This is a genomic window from Streptomyces sp. 3330 (assembly GCF_031456635.1).
Taxonomy (GTDB): domain Bacteria; phylum Actinomycetota; class Actinomycetes; order Streptomycetales; family Streptomycetaceae; genus Streptomyces.
Map to the genome: position 1 here is coordinate 506,293 of NZ_JAVDVA010000001.1, position 22,404 is coordinate 528,696.

A 22,404-nucleotide genomic window follows, 5' to 3' on the forward strand; every position below is an offset into this window, starting at 1 on the left:
CCGTCAGGGCTCGCCCGGCGCGGGGGTCACCAGCCCCGACTCGTACGCCACGATGACCAGTTGGGCCCGGTCCCGCGCGCCCAGCTTGCCCATGATCCGGCTGACGTGGGTCTTCGCGGTGAGCGGGCTGAGGCCCAGCTCCTCGGCGATCCCGGTGTTGGTCAGGCCGCGGGCGACCAGGGCCAGCACCTCGCGCTCCCGTTCGGAGAGGCACTCGGGACCGCCCGCCGTGGGCGGCCCCGAGGGTCCGCGCAGGAACTGGGCGATCAGCCGCGCGGTGGGCCCCGGCGACAGCAGCGCCTCGCCCGCGGCGACCGTGCGGATGCCGTCGAGCAGGTCGGCGGGCCGGGTGTCCTTCACCAGGAACCCGGCCGCCCCCGCGCGCAGCGCCTCGACGATGTTCTCGTCGGTGTCGTACGTGGTCAGGACGAGGACGCGCACCCCGGCCAGATCCTCGTCGGCGGCGATCAGCCGGGTCGCCTCGATGCCGTCGAGGTCGGGCATGCGGAGGTCCATCACCACGAGGTCGGGGCGTTCGCCGCGGGCCAGCGCCACCGCCTCCCGGCCGGTGCCGGCCTGCCCGACCACCCGCATGTCCGGGGCCGACCCGACGAGCATCGCGAACGCCTCGCGCACGAGGGTCTGGTCGTCGGCGAGCAGCACTCTGAGCGGCTTCATCGGTCCTTCCCGTGCGGCAGTACGGCGCTCACCTCGAAGCCCCTGCCGTCGTCGCGCGGTCCGGCCGCCAGCGAGCCGCCGACGCTGCGCGCCCGCTCCCGCATCCCGACGATCCCGAAACCGGGCGCTCCCCCGCCGCCCGCCGCGCGGCCGCCCTTCCCCACGCCGTCTCCCCCCGTGTCCGCGCCCGCTCCGTCGTCGGTGATGCTGAGCCGCAGCGCGTCCTGCTCCTCGTACACGCTGACCCGCACCCCGACCCCCGCCGCCGGGTCGTCGGGGCCGCCGTCCCGGCCGCCGTGGCGCACCGCGTTGGTCAGCGCCTCCTGGACGATCCGGTAGGCGGCCGCGCCGACCGCGGGCGGCACCTCCCCGGACCGTACCGTCAGCTCGACCCGGGCGCCGGCCGCACGGGCCGTCTCCGCGAGGTCGGGCAGACCGTGCAGGCCGGGGAGCGAACCCCGCGCGTCCGGAGCGCCGAGGTCGCGCAACACCTCCAGCGTCGTGCGGAGTTCGCCGCGCGCGCTGCGGCAGGTCCCGGCGATGTCGTCGAGGGCCTTGGCGACGGCCGCGCGGTCCAGGCGGTCGGGGTCGGCGGCCAGGACGTGCGCGGCGACGGAGGTCTGCACGCCGATCAGGGTGATGGTGTGCGCGAGCAGGTCGTGCAGGTCACGGGCGATGCGCAGGCGTTCCTCGGCGACCCGGCGGCGGGCCTCCTCCTCCCGGGTGCGCTCCGCGCGCTCGGCCCGCTCGACGATGGCGGCGACGTACCGCCGGTAGTAGCGGACGTCGATGCCGCAGAAGAGGACGGCGATGATCCAGCCCGAGATCCGCAGGAACTCCAGCGCCCGGCCGGGGTCGGTGAGGGCGTTGACGATGAGGGTAGGGCCGAGGACGGCGCCCCCGGTGATCAGCGTCCGGCGCACGGTGCCGGTCGCCGCCACCGTGTAGAGCGCCACCAGGGTCGCGGGGACCGGCGGGGCGTGGTGGTAGTCGAGGGCGTGGTACGGGACGACGCAGGCCGCCACCGCGAGCAGGACCGGCACGCTGTGGCGGCGCCGCCACACGAGGGGCACGTTCGCGGAGAGCAACAGCGCCCAGCCGAGCGCGTCGGGCCGGCCGGCGTCGCCGCCGATCAGCGCGAGGAGCGCGGCGAGCGCGGCCGTCGCCACGGACAGCAGGACGTCGTTGCGGGTGCCGTGCGGGGCGGTGCGCGGGTCGCGGTTGATCGCCGCCATGATCCGCTCGCCCCGGCGGGGTCGCGCCGCTGTCGTGGTCTCCTGCACGGGTTCATCCTGCGGCACGGGGGCGCCCCTCCGGGAGAGGAGGGGCGCCCCGCCGGTCCGTGCGGGGTTCACACCGGTTCCGTCTGCCGCTCCGGCCGGCCCGGCTGCCCGGGTCGTCCCGGCGCGGTCCCCGGCGCCCGCGACAGCCGCCCCGGCCACCAGACCTTGCGTCCCATGGCCACGCTCGCGCTGGTCACGAGGTAGGTGCGGACGAGGAAGGTGTCCAGCAGCACCCCCACCGCGATCACGAAGCCCAGCTCGACGAGCGGGACCAGCCCCATGTTCGTCAGCACGGCGAAGGTCGCGGCGAGGACGAGGCCGGCGGACGCGATGACGCCGCCGGTCGTGCGCAGCGCGGTCAGCGCCGCGGCGACGGGTTCGGCGCCGCGCGTCGACTCCTCCCGCATCCGGTGCATGAGGAAGATGCCGTAGTCGACGCCGAGGGCGACCAGGAACACGAAGGAGAGCAGCCCCAGCCCCGGATCGGTGCCCGCGAAGCCGAACACCGGCCCGAACACCAGCCCGCCGAGGCCGAGCGCGGCGCCCCACACCGCGACCACCGCGGCGACGAGCATCAGCGGCGCGACGAGCGAGCGCAGCAGCGCGATCAGGATCAGCAGCACGGAGACCAGGACCAGCGGCACGACGATCAGCCGGTCGCGGGCGTTGGTGTCCACCAGGTCGATCTGCTGGGCGCTCGGCCCGCCGACCCAGGAGCCGGCCAGCCGGTCCCGCAGGGCCTCGATGGTCGCCGTCTCGGCCGCGGACTGCGGCGGCGCGGCGGCGGTCACCGCGATCTCCGTCCAGCCGTCCGCGGTGCGGCCCCGGCGCGCGTCGGCGACGCCGTCCGTGTCCCGGATCGCGGCGAGGGCGGCCTCGGCCCGGCCGGTCGGGGTCAGCACGTCGATGGGCTGGGCGGACTGTTCCGGGAAGGCCTCGGCCAGGGTCCGCATGGCGGCGACCGACTCGGGCCGGTCGACGAACGAGTCCTGCTGCTTGACCGCGCCGGGCAGGTTCAGCGCGCCCAGCGCGAGGGCGCCGAGCAGGACGGCGCCGGCCGCGAGGACGGTCCGCGGACGCCGGCCGGCCGAGCTGCCCATCGCGGCGAACAGCGACCGGCGGACCTTGGGCGTGCTGCCGTAGGCCGGCACCAGCGGCCAGAACACCCGGCGGCCCAGCAGGACGAGGAGCGCGGGCAGCAGGGTCAGCATGGTGACGAGCGCGCACAGCACGCCGACCGTGCCCAGCGGTCCCATGCCCCGGTTGGAGTTGAGGTCGGCGGCGAGCAGGCACAGCAGTCCGGCGGCGACGGTGCCGGAGGAGGCCAGCACGGCGGGGCCGCAGCCGCGCAGCGCGGCCCGCATGGCGTCGTACGGCCGCTCCACGCGCCGCAGTTCCTCCCGGTAGCGGGAGACGAGCAGCAGTGCGTAGTCCGTCCCCGCGCCGAAGACGAGGATGGTCATGATGCCGGAGCTCTGCCCCGACACGGTGGTGCCGAAGGCCTGGTTGAGGCCGTAGGCGACCCCCATGGACAGGTAGTCGGCGATCCCGGCCGCGGCGAGCGGCACCAGCCACAGCACCGGGCTGCGGTAGATGAGGATCAGCAGGACGGCGACGACACCGACGGTGGTGTACAGCAGCGGCCCGCCGAGCGACTCGTAGACCTTGCCCGCGTCGGTGGCCAGCGCCCCCGTCCCGCCCACCTCGACGGTCAGCCCGCCCTCGCTGTGCGCGAGCTCGCGCACGTCCTCGACGAAGGCGTCCCGCTTCTTCTCGTCGGTGCCGGGCTCGTTGGTGGCGACCGGGTACATGAGCGTGGCGCCGTCGGCGGACGGGACGCCTCGCGGGGTCCCGGTCAGGACGTGGTCCCCGGCCACCCGGGCGACCTGCTCGCGCGCCGTCGTCCGGTCGGCGGCGGTGAGCCCGCCGTCGCGGTGGTAGACCAGCACCAGTTCGGTGCTCTCCCCGCCGGGCAACTGCTCCTGGAGCCTCGCGACCCGGGTCGAGTCGGCGCTCGCCGGCAGGTAGTCGGTGACCCGGTCGTGCTGTACGTCGGCGAGCTTGGCGGCGAACGGCGAGGCGAGCGCGAGCACGCCCACCCACAGTGCGAGCACCACCCAGGGGATGGCGCTGCGCCGGGCCTTCGCCCTCCCGGCCCCCATGAATTCTCCGGCCCCCATGAAACGGGCCCTCCCTTCGGCACGGCTGTCCGGTTGCGCTCTCCAGACTTCCGGTGCGCGGGGGGCGGAACGTCGCGCGCGAGGGCGAGTTCGGGCGTACTGCCGGGGGTGGCCGGGCGGGGGGACTACTCCCTGGGGAGTATCAGGACGGCGTCCGGGCCGCGACGAGCAGGCGGGTCACGTCCTCGGCGCGGATCGTCAGGGCCGCGCCCACGGTGGTGAGGACCTCTCGCTCGGCCGGGGTGTACGGGCCGTCCGCGAGGGCGATGCGGGCGCCCTGGAGCAGGATCGATTCGCGGCCGACCGCGGCGAGGTGCGGGGCGAGCGGGTCGAGCGCCTCGTGAAGCTCTATGGCCAGGCCGGGACCGTACGCCTCGCCGTGGTTCTGGCCGGTGTCGGAGGCGAGGGCGGCGACGAGCGCGGCGAGCTGTTCCTCCGTGCAGTCGGTGAAGCCGGCCGCGCGCACCGCGCCCGCCGCCGTCTCCAGGGACGTACGGGAGCAGGTGCCGCCCGCGGACAGGACCGCGAGGGCGACGGTGTGGACGGCGTCGCGGAGCATCGCCGAGAAGCGGATGGTGGTGGGGTGGTCGAGGACGTCGGTGCCGAAGTGGCGGCGGCAGGCCGCGCACTCGACGACGGGGCCGGTCTCGCCGCGTGGCACGACCGGCATGCCGAGGAGGGTGAAGCGCCGGTGGCCGGTCAGCCGCTGGTAGTTGCGGTCGCCTCCGCAGCCCGGGCAGAAGAACTCGCCGTCACCCGCGGGCGTCCACGCGGTGCGGGTGCCCAGGATGCGGGCAAGCCCGGTGACACGGCCGTCTCGTCCCCGTCCTGGCAGCACGTCGCACCTCCGTAACCGCGCGGCAACATCGCCGCACGCCTCCGTGATGTTAGCCACATCCATGAGGTGTAGTCAGCACCCAGGACGAGACCTTCCCGTGACCTCCACGAGGCGATGGCCGATAAGCGACGGGGCCCCGACCGCCGTATACAGCGGTCAGGGCCCCGAAAGTCCCGGTCAGGCCGGTCAGCGGGCCGCGCGGTTGACGGCGGAGACGACCGCCTTCAGCGAGGCACGCGTCGTGTTCGCGTCGATGCCGATCCCCCACAGAACCTTGTCGCCGATCGCGCATTCGATGTAGGAGGCGGCCTGCGCGGAGGCGCCCTCGCTCATCGTGTGCTCCTGGTAGTCCAGCAGGCGTACGTCGATGCCGACGGACTCCAGGGCGTTGAAGAAGGCCGAGATCGGACCGTTGCCGGAGCCGGTCAGGACGGTGTCCTCGCCGTCGACCGTGGCCTCGACGGTCAGGGTGTCGACGCCGTCGGTGTCGGTCGTGGACTGGCCCGTGCGGACCTGGATGCGGCCCCAGGGGTTCTCCGGGTTCGGCAGGTACTCGTCCTGGAAGACGGCCCAGATGGCGCCGCCGGTGACCTCGCCGCCCTCGGCGTCCGTCTTCGCCTGGATGAGCTTGGAGAACTCGATCTGCATCCGGCGGGGCAGGTCCAGCTTGTGGTCGTTCTTGAGGACGTAGGCGATGCCGCCCTTGCCGGACTGCGAGTTGACGCGGATGACCGCCTCGTAGGAGCGGCCGACGTCCTTCGGGTCGATCGGCAGGTACGGGACCGCCCACTCGATGTCGTCGACGGTGACGCCCCTGGCGGCCGCGTCGGCCTCCATCGCGTCGAAGCCCTTCTTGATGGCGTCCTGGTGGGAGCCGGAGAAGGACGTGTAGACCAGGTCGCCCACGTACGGGTGGCGCGGGTGGACCTCCATCTGGTTGCAGTACTCCCACGTGCGACGGATCTCGTCGATGTCGGAGAAGTCGATCTGCGGGTCGACGCCCTGGGAGAACAGGTTCATGCCCAGGGTGACCAGGTCGACGTTGCCGGTGCGCTCGCCCTGGCCGAACAGGCAGCCCTCGACGCGGTCGGCGCCGGCCATCAGCGCCAGCTCGGCGGCGGCGACCGCCGTGCCGCGGTCGTTGTGCGGGTGGACGGAGACGCAGACGTGCTCGCGGCGCGAGAGGTTGCGGCTCATCCACTCGAAGCGGTCTGCGTGGGTGGACGGCGTGGAGCGCTCGACGGTGGCCGGCAGGTTCAGGATGATCTCGCGGCCCGGACCGGGCTGCCAGACGTCCATGACCGCCTCGCAGACCTCCAGGGCGAAGTCCAGCTCGGTGTCGGTGAAGATCTCGGGGCTGTACTGGTAGCCGAACTCGGTCTCGGGGCCCAGCAGCTTCTCCGCGTACTCGACGACCAGACGGGTGCCGTCGACGGCGATCTGCTTGATGTCGTCCTTGGAGCCGCGGAAGACGACCCGCCGGAACACGGGGGCCGTGGCGTTGTACAGGTGGACGGTCGCCCGCTTGGCGCCCTTCAGCGACTCCACGGTCCGCTCGATCAGGTCCTCGCGGGCCTGGGTCAGCACGGAGATCGTCACGTCGTCCGGGATCGCGCCCTCTTCCTCGACGATCGAGCGCACGAAGTCGAAGTCGGTCTGGCCGGAGGCGGGGAAGCCGACCTCGATCTCCTTGTAGCCCATCTTGACCAGCTGGTCGAACATCCGGCGCTTGCGCTCGGGCGACATGGGGTCGATCAGGGCCTGGTTGCCGTCACGCAGGTCGGTGGAGAGCCAGCGGGGGGCGACGGTGATCCGCTTGTCGGGCCAGGTGCGGTCGGGGATGTCGACCTGGTCGTACTGTCCGTACTTGTGGATCGGCATGTGGCTGGGCTGCTGGCGGTTCGCCATGATGCGGTGGCTCCTCAGGAGGACCGGAGAGTGTCCGGACGGAAGGACGGCCGACGCGCAACACCAAGCACCGCGGGGAGGGAGTCGGCCTCGACTACAGGCCCTCGCCGCGGCAGCTAAGGAGAAGCAGCCCGAAACGCATAGTGCTCCGCAGCCTAGCGGAGCCGCTTCCGTCGCGCGGGTTCGTTCCAGTATGCGGGACCGACGGGAGGAACCGGAGAAAAAGGTGCAGAACGTGCGCCACGCCACTCTCCGTGGCGTCGTCATAGCATCCGAGCCCGTGGAGCAGGCACCTTTGTCACCGTATTTCACCAATCATGGTTGCCGGTGGTGACAGGTGCGTCACGCAGTGCAAAGGTGCCGGACATGACGACTCACGGGGGCTTCGAGCCCGTCTTCTGCACCGTCGTACCGCCCCACGTCCTCGACCGGCTGGCGCGCAACGACAACCCCGCTCTCTCCGGTCCGGCCCGGCGCACCATCCTGCGCGACAGCGAGCTGCGCGCACTGCGCCAGGTGAGCACCGAGTACGGCCTGCTGGCCGCCCCGGCGGCCAAGGCGCCGTCCGACCAGCCGCTGCGCACCGTCTACGACGCCGGGCACGGCACCTCCCTGCCGGGCACCCGGGTCCGCGCCGAGGGCGAGGACCCGGGTCCGGACGCGACCGTCAACCGCGCCTACTCCGGGCTCGGCGCCACCTTCGACCTGTTCCTGAAGGCCTACCGGCGCCACTCGATCGACGGCGACGGCCTGGCCCTCGACGCCACCGTGCACTACGACGAGGGCTACAACAACGCCTTCTGGAACGGCGAGCAGATGGTGTTCGGCGACGGCGACGGCGAGATCTTCGTCGACTTCACCAGCTGCATCGACGTCATCGGGCACGAACTCACCCACGGCGTCACGCAGTACACGGCGAACCTGACCTACAACGGCCAGCCGGGCGCCCTCAACGAGTCGATGTCCGACGTGTTCGGCTCGCTCATCAAGCAGTACTCGCTCGGCCAGACCGCCGCCGAGGCCGACTGGCTGATCGGCGCGGGCCTGCTCGCCCCTGGCGTCACCGGCACCGCGCTGCGCTCCATGAAGGCGCCGGGCACCGCGTACGACGACGACGTCCTCGGCAAGGACCCGCAGCCCGCGACGATGGACGAGTACGTCCGCACCGGCCGCGACAACGGCGGCGTCCACATCAACTCCGGCATCCCCAACCACGCGTTCTACCTGGCCGCCACCGCCCTCGGCGGCTACGCCTGGGAGAAGGCCGGTCAGATCTGGTACGACGTCCTGACCGGCGGCGAGCTCTCCGAGCGTGCCTTCTTCACCGACTTCGCCAAGCTGACGGTGCGGGCCGCGCGCGAGCGCTTCGGCAGCGGCGGGGAGGAGCTCCAGGCCGTGGAGAAGGCGTGGGAGCAGGTGGGGGTGCGGATTCTCTGAGTCCGTAATAGACAGGGACCCATGCGTATTCAGGTGAGTCGCACGGGCGGATTCGCGGGCATCGAGCGCCGTGCCGAGGTGGACACCTCGGGACGGCCCGACGCCCCCGAGTGGCACGCCCTGGCCGAGCGGGCGGTCGCCGCCGGCCGGGGCGTGCCCTCGGTCGGCGTCCCGGACGGCTTCAGCTACGAGATCACCGTCGACGGCAGGACGGTGTACGCGGCCGATCCCCGGCTGACGGAGGACCAGCGCGAGCTGATCTCGCGGGTGCTGAAGGAAGGGGCCTGAGGGGGCTCGCGGGGGGTGTGCGGGGCGGGGACAAGTGCCGTTTCGCGCGGGGCCGTTGACTTCCTTACCCAGCGGTAAGGATGATCCCGCCCATGGCGAACGATCCGCGCGACGCGGCGAACCCGATGCCCCGGTTTCCGGCAGACTTCCTGTGGGGCGTGTCCACGTCCGCGCATCAGATCGAGGGCGCGGCGGACACGCGCGAGCCCTCGGTCTGGGACACCTTCACCGCCGAGCCGGGCCGGGTGAAGGACGGCTCCACGGCGGCGGTGGCCTGCGACCACTACCACCGCTACCCCGAGGACGTGGCGCTGCTGTCCGGTCTGGGCGTCGACGCCTACCGCTTCTCGATCTCGTGGCCGAGGGTGAACGCGCCCGGCGGTCTCGACTTCTACGACCGGCTCGTCGACGAGCTGTGCGCGGCCGGCGTCCGGCCGGTGCCCACCCTCTTCCACTGGGACCTGCCGGCCCGGCTCGACTGGCTGGAGCGGGACACGGCGGCGCGTTTCGCCGAGTACACGGCGGTGGTGGCCGCGCGCCTCGGTGACCGCGTGCAGAAGTGGATCACCGTCAACGAGCCCGCCGAGCACACCCTGCTGGGGCACGCCCTCGGCACCCACGCGCCGGGCAGACAGCTGCTGTTCGACGCGCTGCCGGCCGCCCACCACCAGCTGCTGGGCCACGGCCTCGCCGTCCAGGCGCTGCGCGCGGCCGGCGCCGCGGACATCGGCATCGCCAACTCGCACGGCCCTACCTGGCCGGCCTCCCGCGAACCCGCCGACCTCGAAGCGGCCGCCTTCTACGACCTCCTGCTGAACCGGCTCTTCGCGGAGCCCGTGCTGCTGGGCGAATACCCCGAGGGGATCGGCGAGTTGATGCCGGGGGACGTGCAGGCCGACCTGAAGGTGATCTCGGAGCCGCTCGACTGGTACGGGATCAACTACTACGCCCCGACGAAGGTGGGCGCCCCGCAGGGCACGGAGATCGAGTTCGGCGGCATCCGCATGCCGGCCGAACTGCCCTTCACCGTGCAGCAGATAGAGGGCGTCCCGGTGACGGACTTCGGCTGGCCGGTCGTCCCGGAGGGCCTGACGGAACTCCTCACCACCTTCCGCGACCGTTACGGCGACCGGCTCCCCCCGATCGTCATCACGGAGAACGGGTGCAGCTACGAGGGCGTCGACGACCAGGAGCGCATCGCCTACCTGGACGGTCATCTCCGCGCCCTGCACCGGGCCGTGGAGGCGGGCGTCGACGTGCGCGGCTACTTCGTGTGGTCACTGCTGGACAACTTCGAGTGGGCCGAGGGATACGAGCGCCGCTTCGGCCTGGTCCACGTGGACTTCGCCACCCAGGCCCGGACCCCGAAGGCGTCGTACGCCTGGCTGCGGGACGTCCTGCGGGCGCAGGGATGACGACGGCCGACAGGGCCCCGGTCGCCGCGCTGGCCGAGCCCGTCGAGCGGGTCGGCCGGGGCTGGACCTCGGCCCTGTCCCTCGCCAACGGAGCGATCTGGGTGGGCTGGTACGGCCCCCTGCAGATCCTGCTGGCCTCCCAGGCCGAGGACTTCGCGCCCGGCTCGGGCATGTCGAAGGAGACCATGCTGGCCTGGGTGACGGGCGTGGGCGCGGTGGTGTCCCTGGCCGCCAACCCCGTCTTCGGCGCGCTGTCGGACCGTACGACCTCCCGCCGGGGCCGCCGTACGCCGTGGATCGTGGCGGGGACCGCGGGCGGCGCCCTCTCGCTCCTGCTGCTCGCGGGAGCGGACGGCGTCTGGACCATGGCCGCGGGCTGGTGCCTGGTCCAGCTGACCCTGAACGCGGCCTTCGCGGCGGTCACGGCCGCCGTCCCCGACCGGGTGCCCCGGCTCCAAAGGGGCTCGGTGGGCGGCTGGTTGGGCGCCGCGCAGATCCTCGGCGTGGTCGGCGGCACCGGGCTCGCGACGGTCGCCGGGGGCGTCGGCGCGGGATATGTGGCCTGCGCGGTGTTCACCACGCTGGGCGTGCTGCCGTACGTGCTGCGGTACGAGGATCTGCGGCTGGCGCGGGAGGACCGGCCGGCGTGGTCCTGGCGGGGTTTCGCGGCCGGTTTCCGGCTGAGCCCGCGCACCTACCCCGACCTGGGCTGGGCGTGGCTGACCCGCTTCCTGATGAACCTGAGCAACGCGCTGGTGCTGCTGTACCTCCTGTACTACCTGCGCGACCGCCTGCACCACTCCGACCCCGAGCAGGGCGTGCTGATCCTGACGGCGGTGAACGGGCTGACGCTGCTCGCCACGGTGGTCGTCGGGGGCGTCTGGTCGGACCGGACCGGCCGGCGCAAGCCGTTCGTGATCTGGTCGGGCGTGCTGATGGCGGTGGCGACGGCGGGGCTGGCGGTCTGGCAGACCTGGCCGGGCGCGATCGTCGCGGCCGCGGTGCTGGGCGTCGGCTTCGGCGTCTTCACGTCGGTCGACTTCGCGCTGATGACGGACGTGCTGCCGAAAGCCGGGGACCGGGGCAAGGACCTGGGCGTCATCAACGTCGCGAACGCCCTGCCCCAGGTCGCGGCCCCCGCCCTCGCCGCGCCGATCGTCACCTACCTGGGCGGCTACCGGGTGCTGTACCTGGTGGCCGCCGCGGTCGGGCTGGCGGGGGCGGTGCTGGTGGGCCGGATCAGGGGCGTGGACTGAGCGTCGGGGGCCGGCCCGGCCGTCAGAGGGCTCCGGCGTCCCGGGCCGTCCAGACGCTGGGGTACAGCGGGCGGTAGCCGAGTTCGCGGCGGATGCGTTCGGTGGAGGTCAGCTGGAAGAACGGGTCGGGGTCGGTGCGCTCGTAGAGCCCGGCGGGCACCTCGACCCCGTTGAGCTGGTGCAGTTCGACGGCCGTCACCGGGGCGTCGTCGGCGATGTTGTAGGCGCGGCCGGCGATGCCCGGCGCGTGCAGGAGGCGCAGCAGCCCTTGGGCGACGTCCACGTGATGGACCATCTGCAGCCGCTGGGTCGCCGCCCACGTGCCGGCCCACATCAGCGACTGGGCGAGGTGCGGATCGCCCTCGCCGTAGACGAAGGCGAGGCGGCCGACGCGCACGTCCAGGCCGTCCAGCGCGAACAGCTCCCGCTCGGCCACCCCCTTCGCCTCGGGGTAGGCGCCCCACATCGCGCCGCCGCCGGGACGGACCTCGTCGTCCTCGACCAGCGGGCGGCCCCGCCCGAGGCCGTACACCAGCCCCGTGCTGACCTGCACGAAACGCCGCACACCGGAGGCCAGCGCGGCGCGCCCCAGCTCCACCGCCGCGTCCCGGTTGACGGCCCACGCCTCCTCGTCCGGCACTCCGCGGAAGGACGCGGCGACGTTCACGACCGCGTCCACCCCGGCGACCGCCTTGCCGAGCGCCTCCGTGTCCCGCAGGTCCCCGACCACGACCTCGGCGCCCAGCTCCGCGAACCGCTCCCCCCGCGCCGCGTCGCGCACCAGGACCCGCACCCTCTCCCCCGCACGGGCCTGCGCCAGCAGCCTCGGCACGAAGCGCCGGCCGACCTGTCCCGTCGTACCCGTCACCAGTGTCAACATCGTCATCCACTCCCTTTGGTCCGGTGCCACCAGCCTGGGTCGGAGCCGGGACGACCGGGAGAGACCTGCCGATCAGGGGATCGGCAGTCCCTGGATACCCGGGGCGGCCTGCCGCAGCCTGGAGGGGTGAACCGAACCGAACTCGCCGACTTCCTGCGCCGCGGCCGCGCCCGTCTGACCCCGTCGGACGTGGGTCTGACGACCGGGGCCCGCCGCCGTACGCCCGGTCTGCGCCGCGAGGAGGTGGCCCAGCTCGCGGGTATGTCGGTCGACTACTACACGCGTCTGGAACAGCGCCGCGGCCCGCGTCCGTCCCGCCAGATGCTGACGGCGCTGGCCCGCGCCCTGCGCCTCACCGCCGACGAGCGCGACCACCTGTTCCACCTGGCCGGCGAGGAGCCGCCGCGCCGCGAGACGGCGTCGGCGCACGTCCCGCCCGGTCTGCTGCTGATCCTGGACCGTCTGCACGACACACCGGCGCAGGTGGTGACCGACTGCGGCGAGGTCCTGGCCCAGAACGCGATGGGCAGGGCGCTGACCCAGGACGTGATGTCGCGCCCCCGGCGCGAGCGCAACCTGCTCCGGCTCTACTTCCTGGACCCGCAGGCCCGGCTCCTGTTCCCGGAGGAGGACCGGCAAGAGCACGCCCGCGCCCACGTGGCCAACCTGCGCGCGGTGACCGCAGCCCGCCCCGACGACCCCGAACCGGCCGCGCTGGTCGCCGAACTCCGCTCGGCCAGCGAGGAGTTCGCCCGCCTGTGGGACGAGCACGAGGTGTCCCTGCGGCACCGGGCGACGAAGCGCTTCCTGCACCCGCTGGTCGGCCTGCTGGAACTGGACTGCGAGGTCCTCCTCAGCCACGAGCACCACCAGCTCCTGGTCATCCACACGGCCCGCCCGGGCACGGAGGCCTACGAGCGGCTCCGGCTGCTGCGGGTGGTGGGACTCCAGGACATGTCGCCGCCGGGAACTCCCTCGCGCCGGGCGGGCTAGAACCCCAGCTTGCGCAGCTGCTTCGGGTCGCGCTGCCAGTCCTTCGCGACCTTCACGTGCAGGTCGAGGAAGACCGGCGTGCCGAGGAGGGCCTCGATCTGCTTGCGGGACTTGATGCCGACGTCCTTCAGGCGCTTGCCCTTGGGGCCGATGATGATGCCCTTCTGGCTGGGGCGCTCGATGTAGATGTTCGCGTGGATGTCGAGCAGCGGCTTCTCCGCCGGACGGTCCTCGCGCGGGAGCATCTCCTCGACGACCACCGCGATGGAGTGCGGGAGCTCGTCGCGGACGCCCTCCAGCGCCGCCTCGCGGATCAGCTCGGCGACCATCACCTGCTCGGGCTCGTCCGTCAGGTCGCCCTCGGGGTAGAGCGGCGGGCTCTCCGGGAGCATCGGGGCGAGCAGGTCCGCCAGCAGGCCGACCTGCTGGTCGCCGACCGCCGAGACCGGCACGATCTCCGCCCACTCGAACCCGAGCTCCTTGCCGAGCTGGTCGATCGCGATGAGCTGCTCGGCGAGCGCCTTGGAGTCCACGAGGTCGGTCTTGGTCACGACGGCGACCTTCGGGGTCCGCTTGATCCCGGCCAGCTCCTTGGCGATGAAGCGGTCGCCGGGGCCCAGCTTCTCGTTGGCCGGCAGGCAGAAGCCGATGACGTCGACCTCGGCCCAGGTGGCGCGCACGACGTCGTTGAGCCGCTCGCCGAGCAGGGTGCGCGGCTTGTGCAGGCCCGGCGTGTCGACCAGGATCAGCTGGGCGTCGGGGCGGTGCACGATGCCCCGGACCGTGTGCCGGGTGGTCTGGGGACGGTTGGAGGTGATCGCCACCTTCTTCCCGACCAGAGCGTTCGTGAGGGTGGACTTGCCCGCGTTGGGACGGCCCACGAAGCAGGCGAAGCCGGCGCGGTGGGGGGCCTCGGCCGACTGCTCGGATGACAGGTTACGAACGCTCATGGCCCCCATTCTCCCTGATCCACGAAGCCCCGCCGCACACACGAGCGGCAGGGCCCTCCGGCGTGAGCTCCCGGAAACCTCCACGCAACGAAACGTCACGGAAACACACCTGTACGCGACCGGAAACCGGAAGCGGTGAACCTCTGACGAGCCCCCGCATCGTTGGAGACTCCCGTGACTCTGGCCGCCGTCCACGCGAACACCGGCGACACCGCCTGGCTGCTCGCCGCCACCGCCCTCGTCCTGCTGATGACGCCGGGCCTGGCCCTCTTCTACGGCGGCATGGTCCGCACGAAGAGCGTCCTCAACATGCTCATGATGAGCTTCGTCTCGATCGCGCTGGTCACGGTGGTGTGGCTGACGGCCGGTTACTCGCTCGCGTTCGGCGAGGACGCCGGGGGCGGGCTGATCGGCGGGCTGGAGCACGCCGGGATGGCGGGCCTCGGCCCGGACAGCGTGCAGGGCACGGTGCCCACCCTGCTGTTCGCCACCTTCCAGCTCACCTTCGCGATCATCACGGCCGCCCTGATCAGCGGCGCGATCGCGGACCGGGCGAAGTTCGGCGCGTGGCTGGTCTTCGTGCCCGTCTGGGCACTCCTCGTATACGTTCCCGTCGCGCACTGGGTGTGGGGCCCCGGTGGCTGGATCCTCGACCGGCTCGGCGCCCTCGACTTCGCCGGCGGTCTTCCCGTCGAGATCGCCTCGGGTGCCTCGGGTCTGGCGTTGTGCCTGGTCCTGGGTCCGCGACTGGGCTTCAAGAAGGACGCGATGCGGCCGCACAACCTCCCCATGGTGATGATGGGAGCGGGGCTGCTCTGGTTCGGCTGGTTCGGCTTCAACGCGGGCTCCGCCCTGGGCGCGAACGGTCTGGCGGCCGCCGCCTTCCTCAACACCCTCGCCGCCGGCTGCACCGGCCTGCTCGGCTGGCTCCTCGTCGAGCAGCGGCGCGACGGGCACCCGACGACGCTGGGCGCGGCGTCCGGCGCGGTCGCGGGCCTGGTGGCCATCACGCCCTCGTGCGGCTCGGTCTCCCTGCTCGGCGCCCTGGTCGTCGGCCTCGCCGCCGGTGTCGTCTGTTCCTACGCCGTGAGCTGGAAGTTCAAGCTGGACTTCGACGACTCCCTCGACGTGGTCGGGGTCCATCTGGTCGGCGGGATCATCGGCACGCTCCTCATCGGCGTCTTCGCGGTGGACACCATGACCGGCGGCGCCGAGGGCCTCCTCTACGGCGGCGGGCTCGCCCAGCTCGGCAGGCAACTGGTCGCCGTGGCGGTCGTGGGGGCGTACGCCTTCACCGTCACGTACGGCATCGCCAAGGTGCTCGACAAGGCGATCGGCCTGCGCGCGCACGAGGACCATGAGCACGCCGGCCTGGACCTTACGGTGCACGCCGAGACGGCATACGATCACGGCGTCCTGGGCCACGGCGCCCCGGTCGGCTCGCACCCCCTCCTCTCCGCCCAGAAGGTCAAGCCACAGGAATGAAGCTCATCACCGCGATCGTCAAGCCGTACCGCCTCGACGAGGTCAAGACGGCCCTGCAGGAGCTCGGCGTGCACGGCCTGACCGTGACCGAGGCCAGCGGCTACGGCCGGCAGCGCGGCCACACCGAGGTGTACCGGGGTGCCGAGTACCAGGTGGACCTGGTGCCCAAGGTGCGCATCGAGGTCGTCGTCGAGGACGCGGAGTCCGAGGCCGTGATCGACGCGATCGTGCGTGCCGCGCACACCGGGAAGATCGGTGACGGCAAGGTGTGGGCGCTGCCGGTCGAGACGGTCGTGCGGGTGCGGACGGGCGAGCGGGGACCCGACGCGCTTTAACCTCCGGCGGTTCGGCCGAGTTTCGGCCGCGGGTCCGTGAGGGCTTGTCGCGCAGTTCCCCGCGCCCCTTCGGCGCGCGTTCGCCGGCGTCTGATCAGCAGCCAGGCGCCGGCTCCGGCCCCGGCCGCCAGCAAGGCCGTCACCAGCCACGGCACCGCCACGAAGGACGCTGTCGCCGACTCCTCCGTGCCTTTGGCGGTCGCCGTCAGCGTGACGTCGGTCCAGTCGAACCGGGGGGCGTCGCGCCAGCGTTCGGTGAGGCGGACACGCTGGCCCGGCAGCAGCTGGGAGGGGAGCTTCTGCAGGTCCCGGGTCAGGAGGGTGCGGCCGAACAGGCCGCTCGCCTTCAGCTCCACCTTCGGCGCGAGGGTGACGTTGCCGGTGTTGTGCAGGGTGTAGGAGATCGTCGCCGTGCTGTCGCCGAGGCCGGGGATCAAGGACTGGTCGTGCCCGATCCGGACGTTCTCGACGGCGAGCGCGGGCAGCGTGGGCCCGCCGACCTGGAGGTAGATCCGGGCGCCGACGGCCCGCTGGACGCCCAGCGCGACCCCGCCGCCGCCCTGCTCCACCCGTTCGTCGAGGGCGACGATCGCCCCGGGGTGGTCGCCGGGCTCGGCGCCCTCGGGCACCCGGACGGTGAACGGCACGGTGACCGTGGCGCGGCCGGGCACGGTGACCCGGTCCTTCGGCAGCTCGGCCCACGCGCCCACGCCGCGCATCTTCTCTCCGAGCGACTTCACGGCGAACCCGCCGTCGCGCGCGGTGTTGTAGGCGTCGGCCGCGTACAGCCGGAAGGTGAGCGGCTCGTCCGTCTTGTTGGCGACGACGACCTTGTCCTCGATCGTCCGGCCGGGATCCGCGGAGACGTAGAAGTAGGGCCGCGCGGCGACGACCGAGGAGACGGGGTAGACCGACCAGCTGCCGTTGTCGGCGGCGCGGGCGGGGGCCAACGGCGTCAGGAACAGCAGCAGCGGCAGGAGGAGGAGGACGACGTACGGCTTGCGCATGGGTGCGGACCCCCCAGCGGACGGGCCCCCGGGTCGCGGGCCCCGGCGAACGTGCTTCGACGGACGTGCTTCGACGGACGTGCTTCGACGGACGTGCTTCGACGGACGTGCTTCGACGGACGGGCTCGGGTGGACGGACTTCGACGACACGGTTGCGGCGCTGGGTGGACGGGCGGGTGCGGACCCGTGGCGGGCGCCCGGCCACCGGTGGACGTGGTGCGTACGCTCAGGTGAGCGTGAGGGTCAGGACGCCGGCGTAGCTGCCCGGAGGCGTGAACGACGGTACGTCGAGGGAGAGTCCGGCGTCGGCGGTGAACTCGCCGCCGGTGGCCGTGCCGTCGGGTGTGGACGCCAGGGTCGCCCCCGAGGCGCCGACCGTGCCCGCCGAACCGGCCTGACAGGTGCTCGGGCTGCCCGCCTTGGTGGTGCACGCGGGCGTCCAGCTCAGCTTGCCGGCGTCGATCTTGGCGCCGGGGCCGCTGAAGTCGGTCACCTTGCCGGTCAGGGACCAGCCCGCGGGTCCGCCGCGGAAGTCCTTCACGGTCACGGTCCGGAGCGCGCCGGTCGAGGCCCCGCCCTGGCCGAAGTCGACCGCGGACAGCTGGACGGCGTCCCCGGCCTGGGACATCGACAGCGTGCCCGCCCGGACGGTGGTGGTCACCTTCTGGCTGCCCTCGGGCACGGGCTGGTCGTCGATGACGACGTACGCGACCGGTCCCGCGCCGAGGTCCGAACTCCACGCGCCGCCCTCGTACGCGACGACACCGGTCGTGGTGAGGTCGCTGACGACGAGCGAGCCGGAGATGCCGCCCTGCGCGTCCGCGGTCACGGTCGCCGTGTCCGCGGTCTGGGCGGACGCGGAACGCCCGGCCAGCGTGACGGTCGCGCCCGGGGTGAAGCCGCTGCCGGTGACGGCGACGGCCGCGCCCGGACTGCCGGAGGCCGCACCCAGCGAGATCGCACGGGTGTTGGCCGGTGGGTTGTCGGCGGCGGTGACGGTCTCCGACACCGGGGCGGGCGGGTCGGTCACCGTGCAGGGGGTGTCCAGCTCCAGGATGTAGCTGGTGTGGATGTTGTAGTCGCCGGGCGAGAGGGTGATCGCGCCGGGCGCGGTGACCGTGAACGTGCCGGTCATCGAGAACGACGGGAAGGCCCCCTTGCCGGGCACCGGGTCGTTCTTCTTCGGCCCCGTGACCGTGACGCTGCCGGTCTGCGCGCCGCCCAGGGTGACCTTGCCCGTCGGCGTCATGATGTCGGCCGGCAGGGCCAGGTCGGTGGGGTTGCTCGCGGCGGGCGTGACCACCGTGTACGTGACGGTGACGGTGTCGCCGACGGCGGGGCCGGTGTCGTTCACCGTGATCTTCGCGGTGGTGGTGCCGTCGATCGGCGGGAGGCCCGCGATGGCCGGCGGGATGCAGTGCGTGGGGTAGGCCACGTCGACCGCGGCGCCGGCCGGGGCCGCCAGCGCCCCGCCGGCGGTGACCGCGAGCGCGGTCGCCCCGAGCAGCGACGCCCAGCGCCGTCTTCGGGAACCTCGGGTGCTTCCGGAACTTCGGGGTGAACCCATGTTGCCCCCTCCTCCAGGGTGCGGGCGCAGCGGCTCTTCTGCGCCGACAGGGGGCATTGAGATGCGGATCGCGTGAGAAGTCAATGGACATCACGCGGTGAACTGATGGACCGTCAGCTTCCTGGCGCGGCCGGGAAGCCGACGGCCCGTCGGCTCTGTTTCCGACCGCTATCAGCTGAACACGAACGGGCCCGGCGTCTGCGCCGCGCTCGTCGTACAGGTGACGGTGATCCCGAAGACGACCATCTTCAGGGAGCCGCCGTAGAAGTCCAGGCTGTCACCGGAGGCCACGGTCCCGTTGAGCGGGCCGACCGTGATCGTGGAGCCGGCCGGCATGGCGGGGTTCACCGTGCCGGAGAAGACCCGCGCCGAACCGGTCGAGTTCGCCATCGTGAGCGTGGAACTGATGCTGTTCGCGCCGATCGCGATCGGCGTGGTGATCGCGGTGGACGTCAGCTTGAGGGTGGCGGCCGTGCCCGTCTGGGTGGCCGTGAGGGTGGCCGCGCCGCCTCCGAAGAGACCGCAGCTGGCGGTGACGTTCGCCGTCAGCGGGGTGACGGCGGCAGCCGAGGGCGCGAGGGCCAGTCCGGTGACCGCGAGGGCCCCGGCCAGCATTGCCGCACCTGATCCGATTCGCTTGCCTCTCATGGGATCCGCTCCCTTCCCGAGTACGGGAATCCATGTGGGGGGTGGATGGACGGGAGATGCCGACGGACCACCGCGGGAGGGATGGGTGCGGACACCCTGCCCGGGGTGGGATCCGGTGTTCAGATCTGACGGTCCGTCGGAACTTGCGGTTCCATTGATGCGCGAGCGAAGCGAGACCGGCAAGGTTGAATTCCGGCCTACCTCCGCGCGGCCCCCGGTGACCTGCTTCCGGCCGCCGTCAGCCCGCGGAGACGGTGAGCCGGACGGTCCCGTCCGGCGAGGCCACCAGCACCGGGGTCGCCGCCCCGCCGAGATCCCGCACGGCGGCCAGATCGGCCTCGTCGGCCGTCTCCGCCGCGGTCACCACCGCGGCCGCCTCCAGGGACCCCGCGCCCGAGGCCACCGCCATCGCCACCGCTGTCCGGAGCGCGCTCAACCGCAGCGACGGAAGATCCACCGTCCCCGCCACATACGTGCGTCCCGTCTCGTCCCGCACGGCGGCCCCCTCGGGCACACCGTTGCGGGCCCGCGCGGAGCGGGCCAGGGTGACGATCTTGCGGTCCTCGGGGTCGAGCGCGTTGCTGTCGGTCATGCCCCGAGCATACGAAGAACCGATCCGCTCACCGCGTCCGCCCTGCGCGCCCGCGTGACGGGTGGTGCCGCCACCACCAGGAGGGGCGGCTCCACGTGAGGTCCGATGGCCGGAAGCCCTACCCATGGCGATCGACCCCACCGGAACGACCGTCCCCGGCTCCCCCGCCGACGACTCCCCCGGCTCCCCCGCCCCCGACGCGCCGGGCCGGGCCGGCGGCCGACCGGGGCTTCGCCCGCCCCCGACGTGATCGTGACCCTCATCGCCGGCGCCGTGACCGTCCTGGCGACACCGTCCGGACGACCTGCTGCCGGGCGTCCGGACGGCGTCGCCGCGGACGCGGCCGTCGTCCTGCCGGCCGCCGCTCTGATCGGGCTCGGGCTGCTCGGCCGACGGACGGCCTCAGGGCCGGTCGAGCCGCAGCCGCTCGGCCCGCGGCAGCCCGGCGACCACCAGGTCGTAGGAGTCCTCGACGAGTTCCCGGACCAGCCGGTCCGGGAGCCCTCCGTCGACCGTCACCGTGTTCCAGTGCCGCTTGTTCATGTGCCACCCGGGGACGATCAGGCCCTCGTACTCCCCGCGCAGCCGCACCGCGTCGTCCGGGTCGCACTTGAGGTTGACCGTCAGGGGCCGCGCGTCCAGGGACGTCAGGGCGAACAGCTTGCCGCCTACCTTGAAGACCGAGACCTCCGGCCGGAAGGGGAAGTCCTCCACCGCCGCGTTGAAGGAGAGGCACAAGGCGCGCAGTTGCTGAGGTGTCACTCCGTCACTCCTTGACTCCGTGGCTCCGTCGACACGTCGCTCGGCCGTGCCGTCGATGCGCCGCTCGGTCGACGCGTCACCCGGCGGCGCGGCCCCGTCATTCGGGTTTCGGCTCGTCCTCCGGACGGTCCGCCGCTTCCACCGGCTCCACCAGCACCGTGACGATCTTGTTCCGGCGGCCGGCCGCGGCCTCCGCCGTCAGGCGCAGCGCGCGCCCGTCCGGCAGGTCGACCACGCTCGACGCCCCGGCGATGGGCACCCGGCCCAGCGCCTTGGCGAGCAGCCCGCCGACGGTCTCCACGTCCTCGTCGTCGTACTCCTCGAGGCCGTACAGCTCGCCGAGGTCGGTGATGTCGAGGCGGGCGGTGACCCGGTGACGGTCGTCCCCGAGTTCCTCCACCGGCGGGAGTTCCCGGTCGTACTCGTCGGTGATCTCGCCGACGATCTCCTCGAGGATGTCCTCGATGGTGACGATGCCGGCCGTGCCGCCGTACTCGTCGATGACGACGGCGACGTGGTTGCGGTCCTGCTGCATCTCGCGCAGCAGGTCACCGGCGTTCTTGGTGTCGGGGACGAAGGCGGCGGGCCGCATCGCCGTGGACACCAGCTCGCCCTCGGCGTCGCGGTTGATGTGCGTCTTGCGGACCAGGTCCTTCAGATACACGATGCCGACGATGTCGTCCTCGTTCTCCCCGGTCACCGGTATGCGGGAGAAACCGGAACGCAGGGCGAGGGTCAGCGCCTGCCGGATGGTCTTGTACCGCTCGATGACGACGAGGTCGGTCCGCGGGACCATGACCTCGCGCACGAGGGTGTCGCCGAGTTCGAAGACGGAGTGCACCATGCGGCGCTCGTCGTCCTCGATCAGGGACTCCTTCTCGGCGAGGTCGACCAGCGCGCGCAGTTCCGCCTCGGAGGCGAAGGGGCCCCGGCGGAAGCCCTTGCCGGGCGTCAGCGCGTTGCCGATGAGGATCAGGAGCGAGGGGATCGGGCCCATGATCCGCGCCAGCGGCAGCAGCACGTACGCGGCCGCCGTCGCGGTGTTCAGCGGGTGCTGGCGGCCGATGGTGCGCGGCGAGACGCCCACGGCGACGTACGAGACGAGCACCATCACGCCGATCGCCGCGAACAGGGCCGGCGTCGTGCCGTCGATCTCCTGGAGGCAGGCGTAGGTGACCAGGGCGGCGGCCGCCATCTCGCAGGCGACGCGGACCAGCAGCGCCACGTTCAGATAGCGGGTGGGGTCGGAGGCGATCTGCGCGAGCTTGGCGCTGCCGCGCCGCCCGGAGCGCACGGCCTCCTCGGCGCGGAAGCTGGAGACGCGCGCGAGGCCCGCCTCCGCGCAGGCGGCGAGCCAGGCGACGACGACCAGGGCGATCGCGCCGGCGACGAGGGTGGGGGTCATGAGACGGTCGGGGCCGGGGACGGGCCGGTCAGGCCCTTCTCCGCGCGCCAGCCGTCGACGATGGCGGCCTGCAGACCGAACATCTCGGCCTTCTCGTCGGGTTCCTCGTGGTCGTACCCCAGCAGGTGCAGCACCCCGTGGACGGTGAGCAGTTGGAGCTCCTCGTCCATGGAGTGCCGCGTCGGCGCCTCGGTGCCCTGCCGGGCGGCGACCTCGGGGCACAGCACGATGTCGCCGAGGAGGCCCTGCGGGGGCTCGTCGTCGTCCTTCGACGGCGGACGCAGCTCGTCCATCGGGAAGGACATGACGTCCGTCGGCCCCGGCAGGTCCATCCACTGGACGTGCAGTTGCTCCATGGCGTCGGTGTCCACGACGATCACCGAGAGCTCGGAGAGCGGGTGGATGCGCATCCGCGCGAGCGCGTAGCGGGCGATGTCGAGGATCGCCTGCTCGTCGACCTCGGTTCCGGACTCGTTGTTGACGTCGATCGACATGGT

21 protein-coding genes are annotated in these 22,404 nt (G+C 72.6%); 7 read left to right on the forward strand and 14 right to left on the reverse strand.

The genetic code is table 11. The features are described 5' to 3' along the window. Positions 1–3: 3 nt before the first annotated feature. The 5 genes from J2X68_RS02235 to leuA all read right to left on the reverse strand — a co-directional run bounded on the left by J2X68_RS02235 (position 4) and on the right by leuA (position 6,887). Positions 4–678 (reverse strand): response regulator transcription factor, encoded by a 675-nt coding sequence (locus tag J2X68_RS02235; protein ID WP_310430682.1) that lies wholly within the window; start codon positions 676–678, stop codon positions 4–6. Continuing rightward, the gene (locus tag J2X68_RS02240; protein ID WP_399039201.1) at positions 675–1,961 is read right to left on the reverse strand and encodes a sensor histidine kinase; all 1,287 of its coding nucleotides are present in this window, start codon (positions 1,959–1,961) and stop codon (positions 675–677) included. Before J2X68_RS02240 ends, J2X68_RS02235 begins: the two co-directional genes overlap by 4 nt. 68 nt (positions 1,962–2,029) lie before the next feature. Further along, on the reverse strand, positions 2,030–4,123 hold the full coding sequence (locus J2X68_RS02245) for an MMPL family transporter (protein WP_310430904.1): 2,094 nt from the start codon (positions 4,121–4,123) through the stop codon (positions 2,030–2,032). 160 nt (positions 4,124–4,283) lie between these two features. Next, positions 4,284–4,979, reverse strand: coding sequence for a TerB family tellurite resistance protein (locus J2X68_RS02250; protein ID WP_310430683.1), 696 nt, complete (start codon positions 4,977–4,979; stop codon positions 4,284–4,286). A gap of 186 nt (positions 4,980–5,165) precedes the next feature. Then, complete coding sequence (leuA, locus tag J2X68_RS02255) at positions 5,166–6,887, reverse strand: 2-isopropylmalate synthase (protein ID WP_310430684.1); 1,722 nt, start codon at positions 6,885–6,887, stop codon at positions 5,166–5,168. A 366-nt stretch (positions 6,888–7,253) separates the two neighbouring features. Here leuA and J2X68_RS02260 point away from each other — a divergent pair, with 366 nt between their 5' ends. The 4 genes from J2X68_RS02260 to J2X68_RS02275 all read left to right on the forward strand — a co-directional run bounded on the left by J2X68_RS02260 (position 7,254) and on the right by J2X68_RS02275 (position 11,283). Next, complete coding sequence (locus tag J2X68_RS02260) at positions 7,254–8,324, forward strand: M4 family metallopeptidase (RefSeq protein WP_310430685.1); 1,071 nt, start codon at positions 7,254–7,256, stop codon at positions 8,322–8,324. A 21-nt stretch (positions 8,325–8,345) separates the two neighbouring features. Continuing rightward, entirely contained in the window at positions 8,346–8,612 is a 267-nt protein-coding gene (locus tag J2X68_RS02265; RefSeq protein WP_310430686.1) for a protealysin inhibitor emfourin, read from the forward strand. A gap of 92 nt (positions 8,613–8,704) precedes the next feature. Continuing rightward, positions 8,705–10,027, forward strand: coding sequence for a GH1 family beta-glucosidase (locus J2X68_RS02270; protein WP_310430687.1), 1,323 nt, complete (start codon positions 8,705–8,707; stop codon positions 10,025–10,027). Then, complete coding sequence (locus J2X68_RS02275) at positions 10,024–11,283, forward strand: MFS transporter (RefSeq protein WP_310430688.1); 1,260 nt, start codon at positions 10,024–10,026, stop codon at positions 11,281–11,283. Before J2X68_RS02270 ends, J2X68_RS02275 begins: the two co-directional genes overlap by 4 nt. Before the next feature lie 22 nt (positions 11,284–11,305). Here the strand turns inward: J2X68_RS02275 and J2X68_RS02280 are convergent, their stop codons facing one another. After that, positions 11,306–12,163: an NAD-dependent epimerase/dehydratase family protein gene (locus J2X68_RS02280; protein WP_310430905.1), complete on the reverse strand. Its 858-nt coding sequence runs from the start codon at positions 12,161–12,163 to the stop codon at positions 11,306–11,308. Between the two features lie 126 nt (positions 12,164–12,289). Here J2X68_RS02280 and J2X68_RS02285 point away from each other — a divergent pair, with 126 nt between their 5' ends. Continuing rightward, positions 12,290–13,156 carry a helix-turn-helix transcriptional regulator gene (locus J2X68_RS02285; protein WP_310430689.1) on the forward strand — a complete coding sequence of 289 codons (867 nt, stop codon included), beginning with the start codon at positions 12,290–12,292 and terminating at the stop codon, positions 13,154–13,156. On the opposite strand, the gene era is transcribed toward J2X68_RS02285, so the two are convergent. Then, positions 13,153–14,115, reverse strand: coding sequence for a GTPase Era (gene era / locus J2X68_RS02290; protein ID WP_310430690.1), 963 nt, complete (start codon positions 14,113–14,115; stop codon positions 13,153–13,155). The genes J2X68_RS02285 and era overlap by 4 nt on opposite strands. Positions 14,116–14,280: 165 nt before the next feature. On the opposite strand from era, the gene J2X68_RS02295 reads away from it, so the two are divergent. Beyond that, positions 14,281–15,591 (forward strand): ammonium transporter, encoded by a 1,311-nt coding sequence (locus J2X68_RS02295; RefSeq protein WP_310430691.1) that lies wholly within the window; start codon positions 14,281–14,283, stop codon positions 15,589–15,591. Continuing rightward, positions 15,588–15,926: a P-II family nitrogen regulator gene (locus J2X68_RS02300; RefSeq protein ID WP_057574732.1), complete on the forward strand. Its 339-nt coding sequence runs from the start codon at positions 15,588–15,590 to the stop codon at positions 15,924–15,926. Before J2X68_RS02295 ends, J2X68_RS02300 begins: the two co-directional genes overlap by 4 nt. Here the strand turns inward: J2X68_RS02300 and J2X68_RS02305 are convergent. The 7 genes from J2X68_RS02305 to ybeY form a co-directional block, all read right to left on the reverse strand. Then, positions 15,923–16,933 (reverse strand): WxL protein peptidoglycan domain-containing protein, encoded by a 1,011-nt coding sequence (locus J2X68_RS02305; RefSeq protein ID WP_310430692.1) that lies wholly within the window; start codon positions 16,931–16,933, stop codon positions 15,923–15,925. The two genes, J2X68_RS02300 and J2X68_RS02305, sit on opposite strands and share 4 nt — an antisense overlap. Positions 16,934–17,159: 226 nt before the next feature. Beyond that, on the reverse strand, positions 17,160–18,500 hold the full coding sequence (locus J2X68_RS02310) for a beta-xylosidase (protein ID WP_310430693.1): 1,341 nt from the start codon (positions 18,498–18,500) through the stop codon (positions 17,160–17,162). Between the two features lie 171 nt (positions 18,501–18,671). Continuing rightward, complete coding sequence (locus J2X68_RS02315) at positions 18,672–19,148, reverse strand: hypothetical protein (RefSeq protein WP_310430694.1); 477 nt, start codon at positions 19,146–19,148, stop codon at positions 18,672–18,674. A 238-nt stretch (positions 19,149–19,386) separates the two neighbouring features. Beyond that, positions 19,387–19,740, reverse strand: a complete 354-nt coding sequence (locus J2X68_RS02320) for a cytidine deaminase (RefSeq protein WP_310430695.1) — start codon at positions 19,738–19,740, stop codon at positions 19,387–19,389. Positions 19,741–20,142: 402 nt separating this feature from the next. Then, positions 20,143–20,502 (reverse strand): MmcQ/YjbR family DNA-binding protein, encoded by a 360-nt coding sequence (locus J2X68_RS02325; RefSeq protein WP_310430696.1) that lies wholly within the window; start codon positions 20,500–20,502, stop codon positions 20,143–20,145. 97 nt (positions 20,503–20,599) lie between these two features. Further along, positions 20,600–21,907 carry a hemolysin family protein gene (locus J2X68_RS02330; protein WP_310430697.1) on the reverse strand — a complete coding sequence of 436 codons (1,308 nt, stop codon included), beginning with the start codon at positions 21,905–21,907 and terminating at the stop codon, positions 20,600–20,602. After that, positions 21,904–22,401: an rRNA maturation RNase YbeY gene (gene ybeY, locus J2X68_RS02335; protein WP_310430698.1), complete on the reverse strand. Its 498-nt coding sequence runs from the start codon at positions 22,399–22,401 to the stop codon at positions 21,904–21,906. The genes J2X68_RS02330 and ybeY overlap by 4 nt, the downstream gene beginning before the upstream one ends. Between the last annotated feature and the right edge of the window lie 3 nt (positions 22,402–22,404).

Excerpts from the sequence above, each read along its gene's own strand:
- ybeY (WP_310430698.1), bottom strand. The coding sequence starts at position 22,401 with ATGTCGATCGACGTCAACAACGAGTCCGGAACCGAGGTCGACGAGCAG.
- J2X68_RS02235 (WP_310430682.1), bottom strand. The coding sequence starts at position 678 with ATGAAGCCGCTCAGAGTGCTGCTCGCCGACGACCAGACCCTCGTGCGC.
- J2X68_RS02270 (WP_310430687.1), top strand. The coding sequence starts at position 8,705 with ATGGCGAACGATCCGCGCGACGCGGCGAACCCGATGCCCCGGTTTCCG.
- J2X68_RS02310 (WP_310430693.1), bottom strand. The coding sequence starts at position 18,500 with ATGGGTTCACCCCGAAGTTCCGGAAGCACCCGAGGTTCCCGAAGACGG.
- J2X68_RS02315 (WP_310430694.1), bottom strand. The coding sequence starts at position 19,148 with ATGAGAGGCAAGCGAATCGGATCAGGTGCGGCAATGCTGGCCGGGGCC.
- era (WP_310430690.1), bottom strand. The coding sequence starts at position 14,115 with ATGGGGGCCATGAGCGTTCGTAACCTGTCATCCGAGCAGTCGGCCGAG.
- J2X68_RS02305 (WP_310430692.1), bottom strand. The coding sequence starts at position 16,933 with ATGCGCAAGCCGTACGTCGTCCTCCTCCTCCTGCCGCTGCTGCTGTTC.
- J2X68_RS02320 (WP_310430695.1), bottom strand. The coding sequence starts at position 19,740 with ATGACCGACAGCAACGCGCTCGACCCCGAGGACCGCAAGATCGTCACC.
- J2X68_RS02245 (WP_310430904.1), bottom strand. The coding sequence starts at position 4,123 with ATGGGGGCCGGGAGGGCGAAGGCCCGGCGCAGCGCCATCCCCTGGGTG.
- J2X68_RS02300 (WP_057574732.1), top strand. The coding sequence starts at position 15,588 with ATGAAGCTCATCACCGCGATCGTCAAGCCGTACCGCCTCGACGAGGTC.
- J2X68_RS02280 (WP_310430905.1), bottom strand. The coding sequence starts at position 12,163 with ATGTTGACACTGGTGACGGGTACGACGGGACAGGTCGGCCGGCGCTTC.
- leuA (WP_310430684.1), bottom strand. The coding sequence starts at position 6,887 with ATGGCGAACCGCCAGCAGCCCAGCCACATGCCGATCCACAAGTACGGA.
- J2X68_RS02265 (WP_310430686.1), top strand. The coding sequence starts at position 8,346 with ATGCGTATTCAGGTGAGTCGCACGGGCGGATTCGCGGGCATCGAGCGC.
- J2X68_RS02330 (WP_310430697.1), bottom strand. The coding sequence starts at position 21,907 with ATGACCCCCACCCTCGTCGCCGGCGCGATCGCCCTGGTCGTCGTCGCC.
- J2X68_RS02260 (WP_310430685.1), top strand. The coding sequence starts at position 7,254 with ATGACGACTCACGGGGGCTTCGAGCCCGTCTTCTGCACCGTCGTACCG.
- J2X68_RS02275 (WP_310430688.1), top strand. The coding sequence starts at position 10,024 with ATGACGACGGCCGACAGGGCCCCGGTCGCCGCGCTGGCCGAGCCCGTC.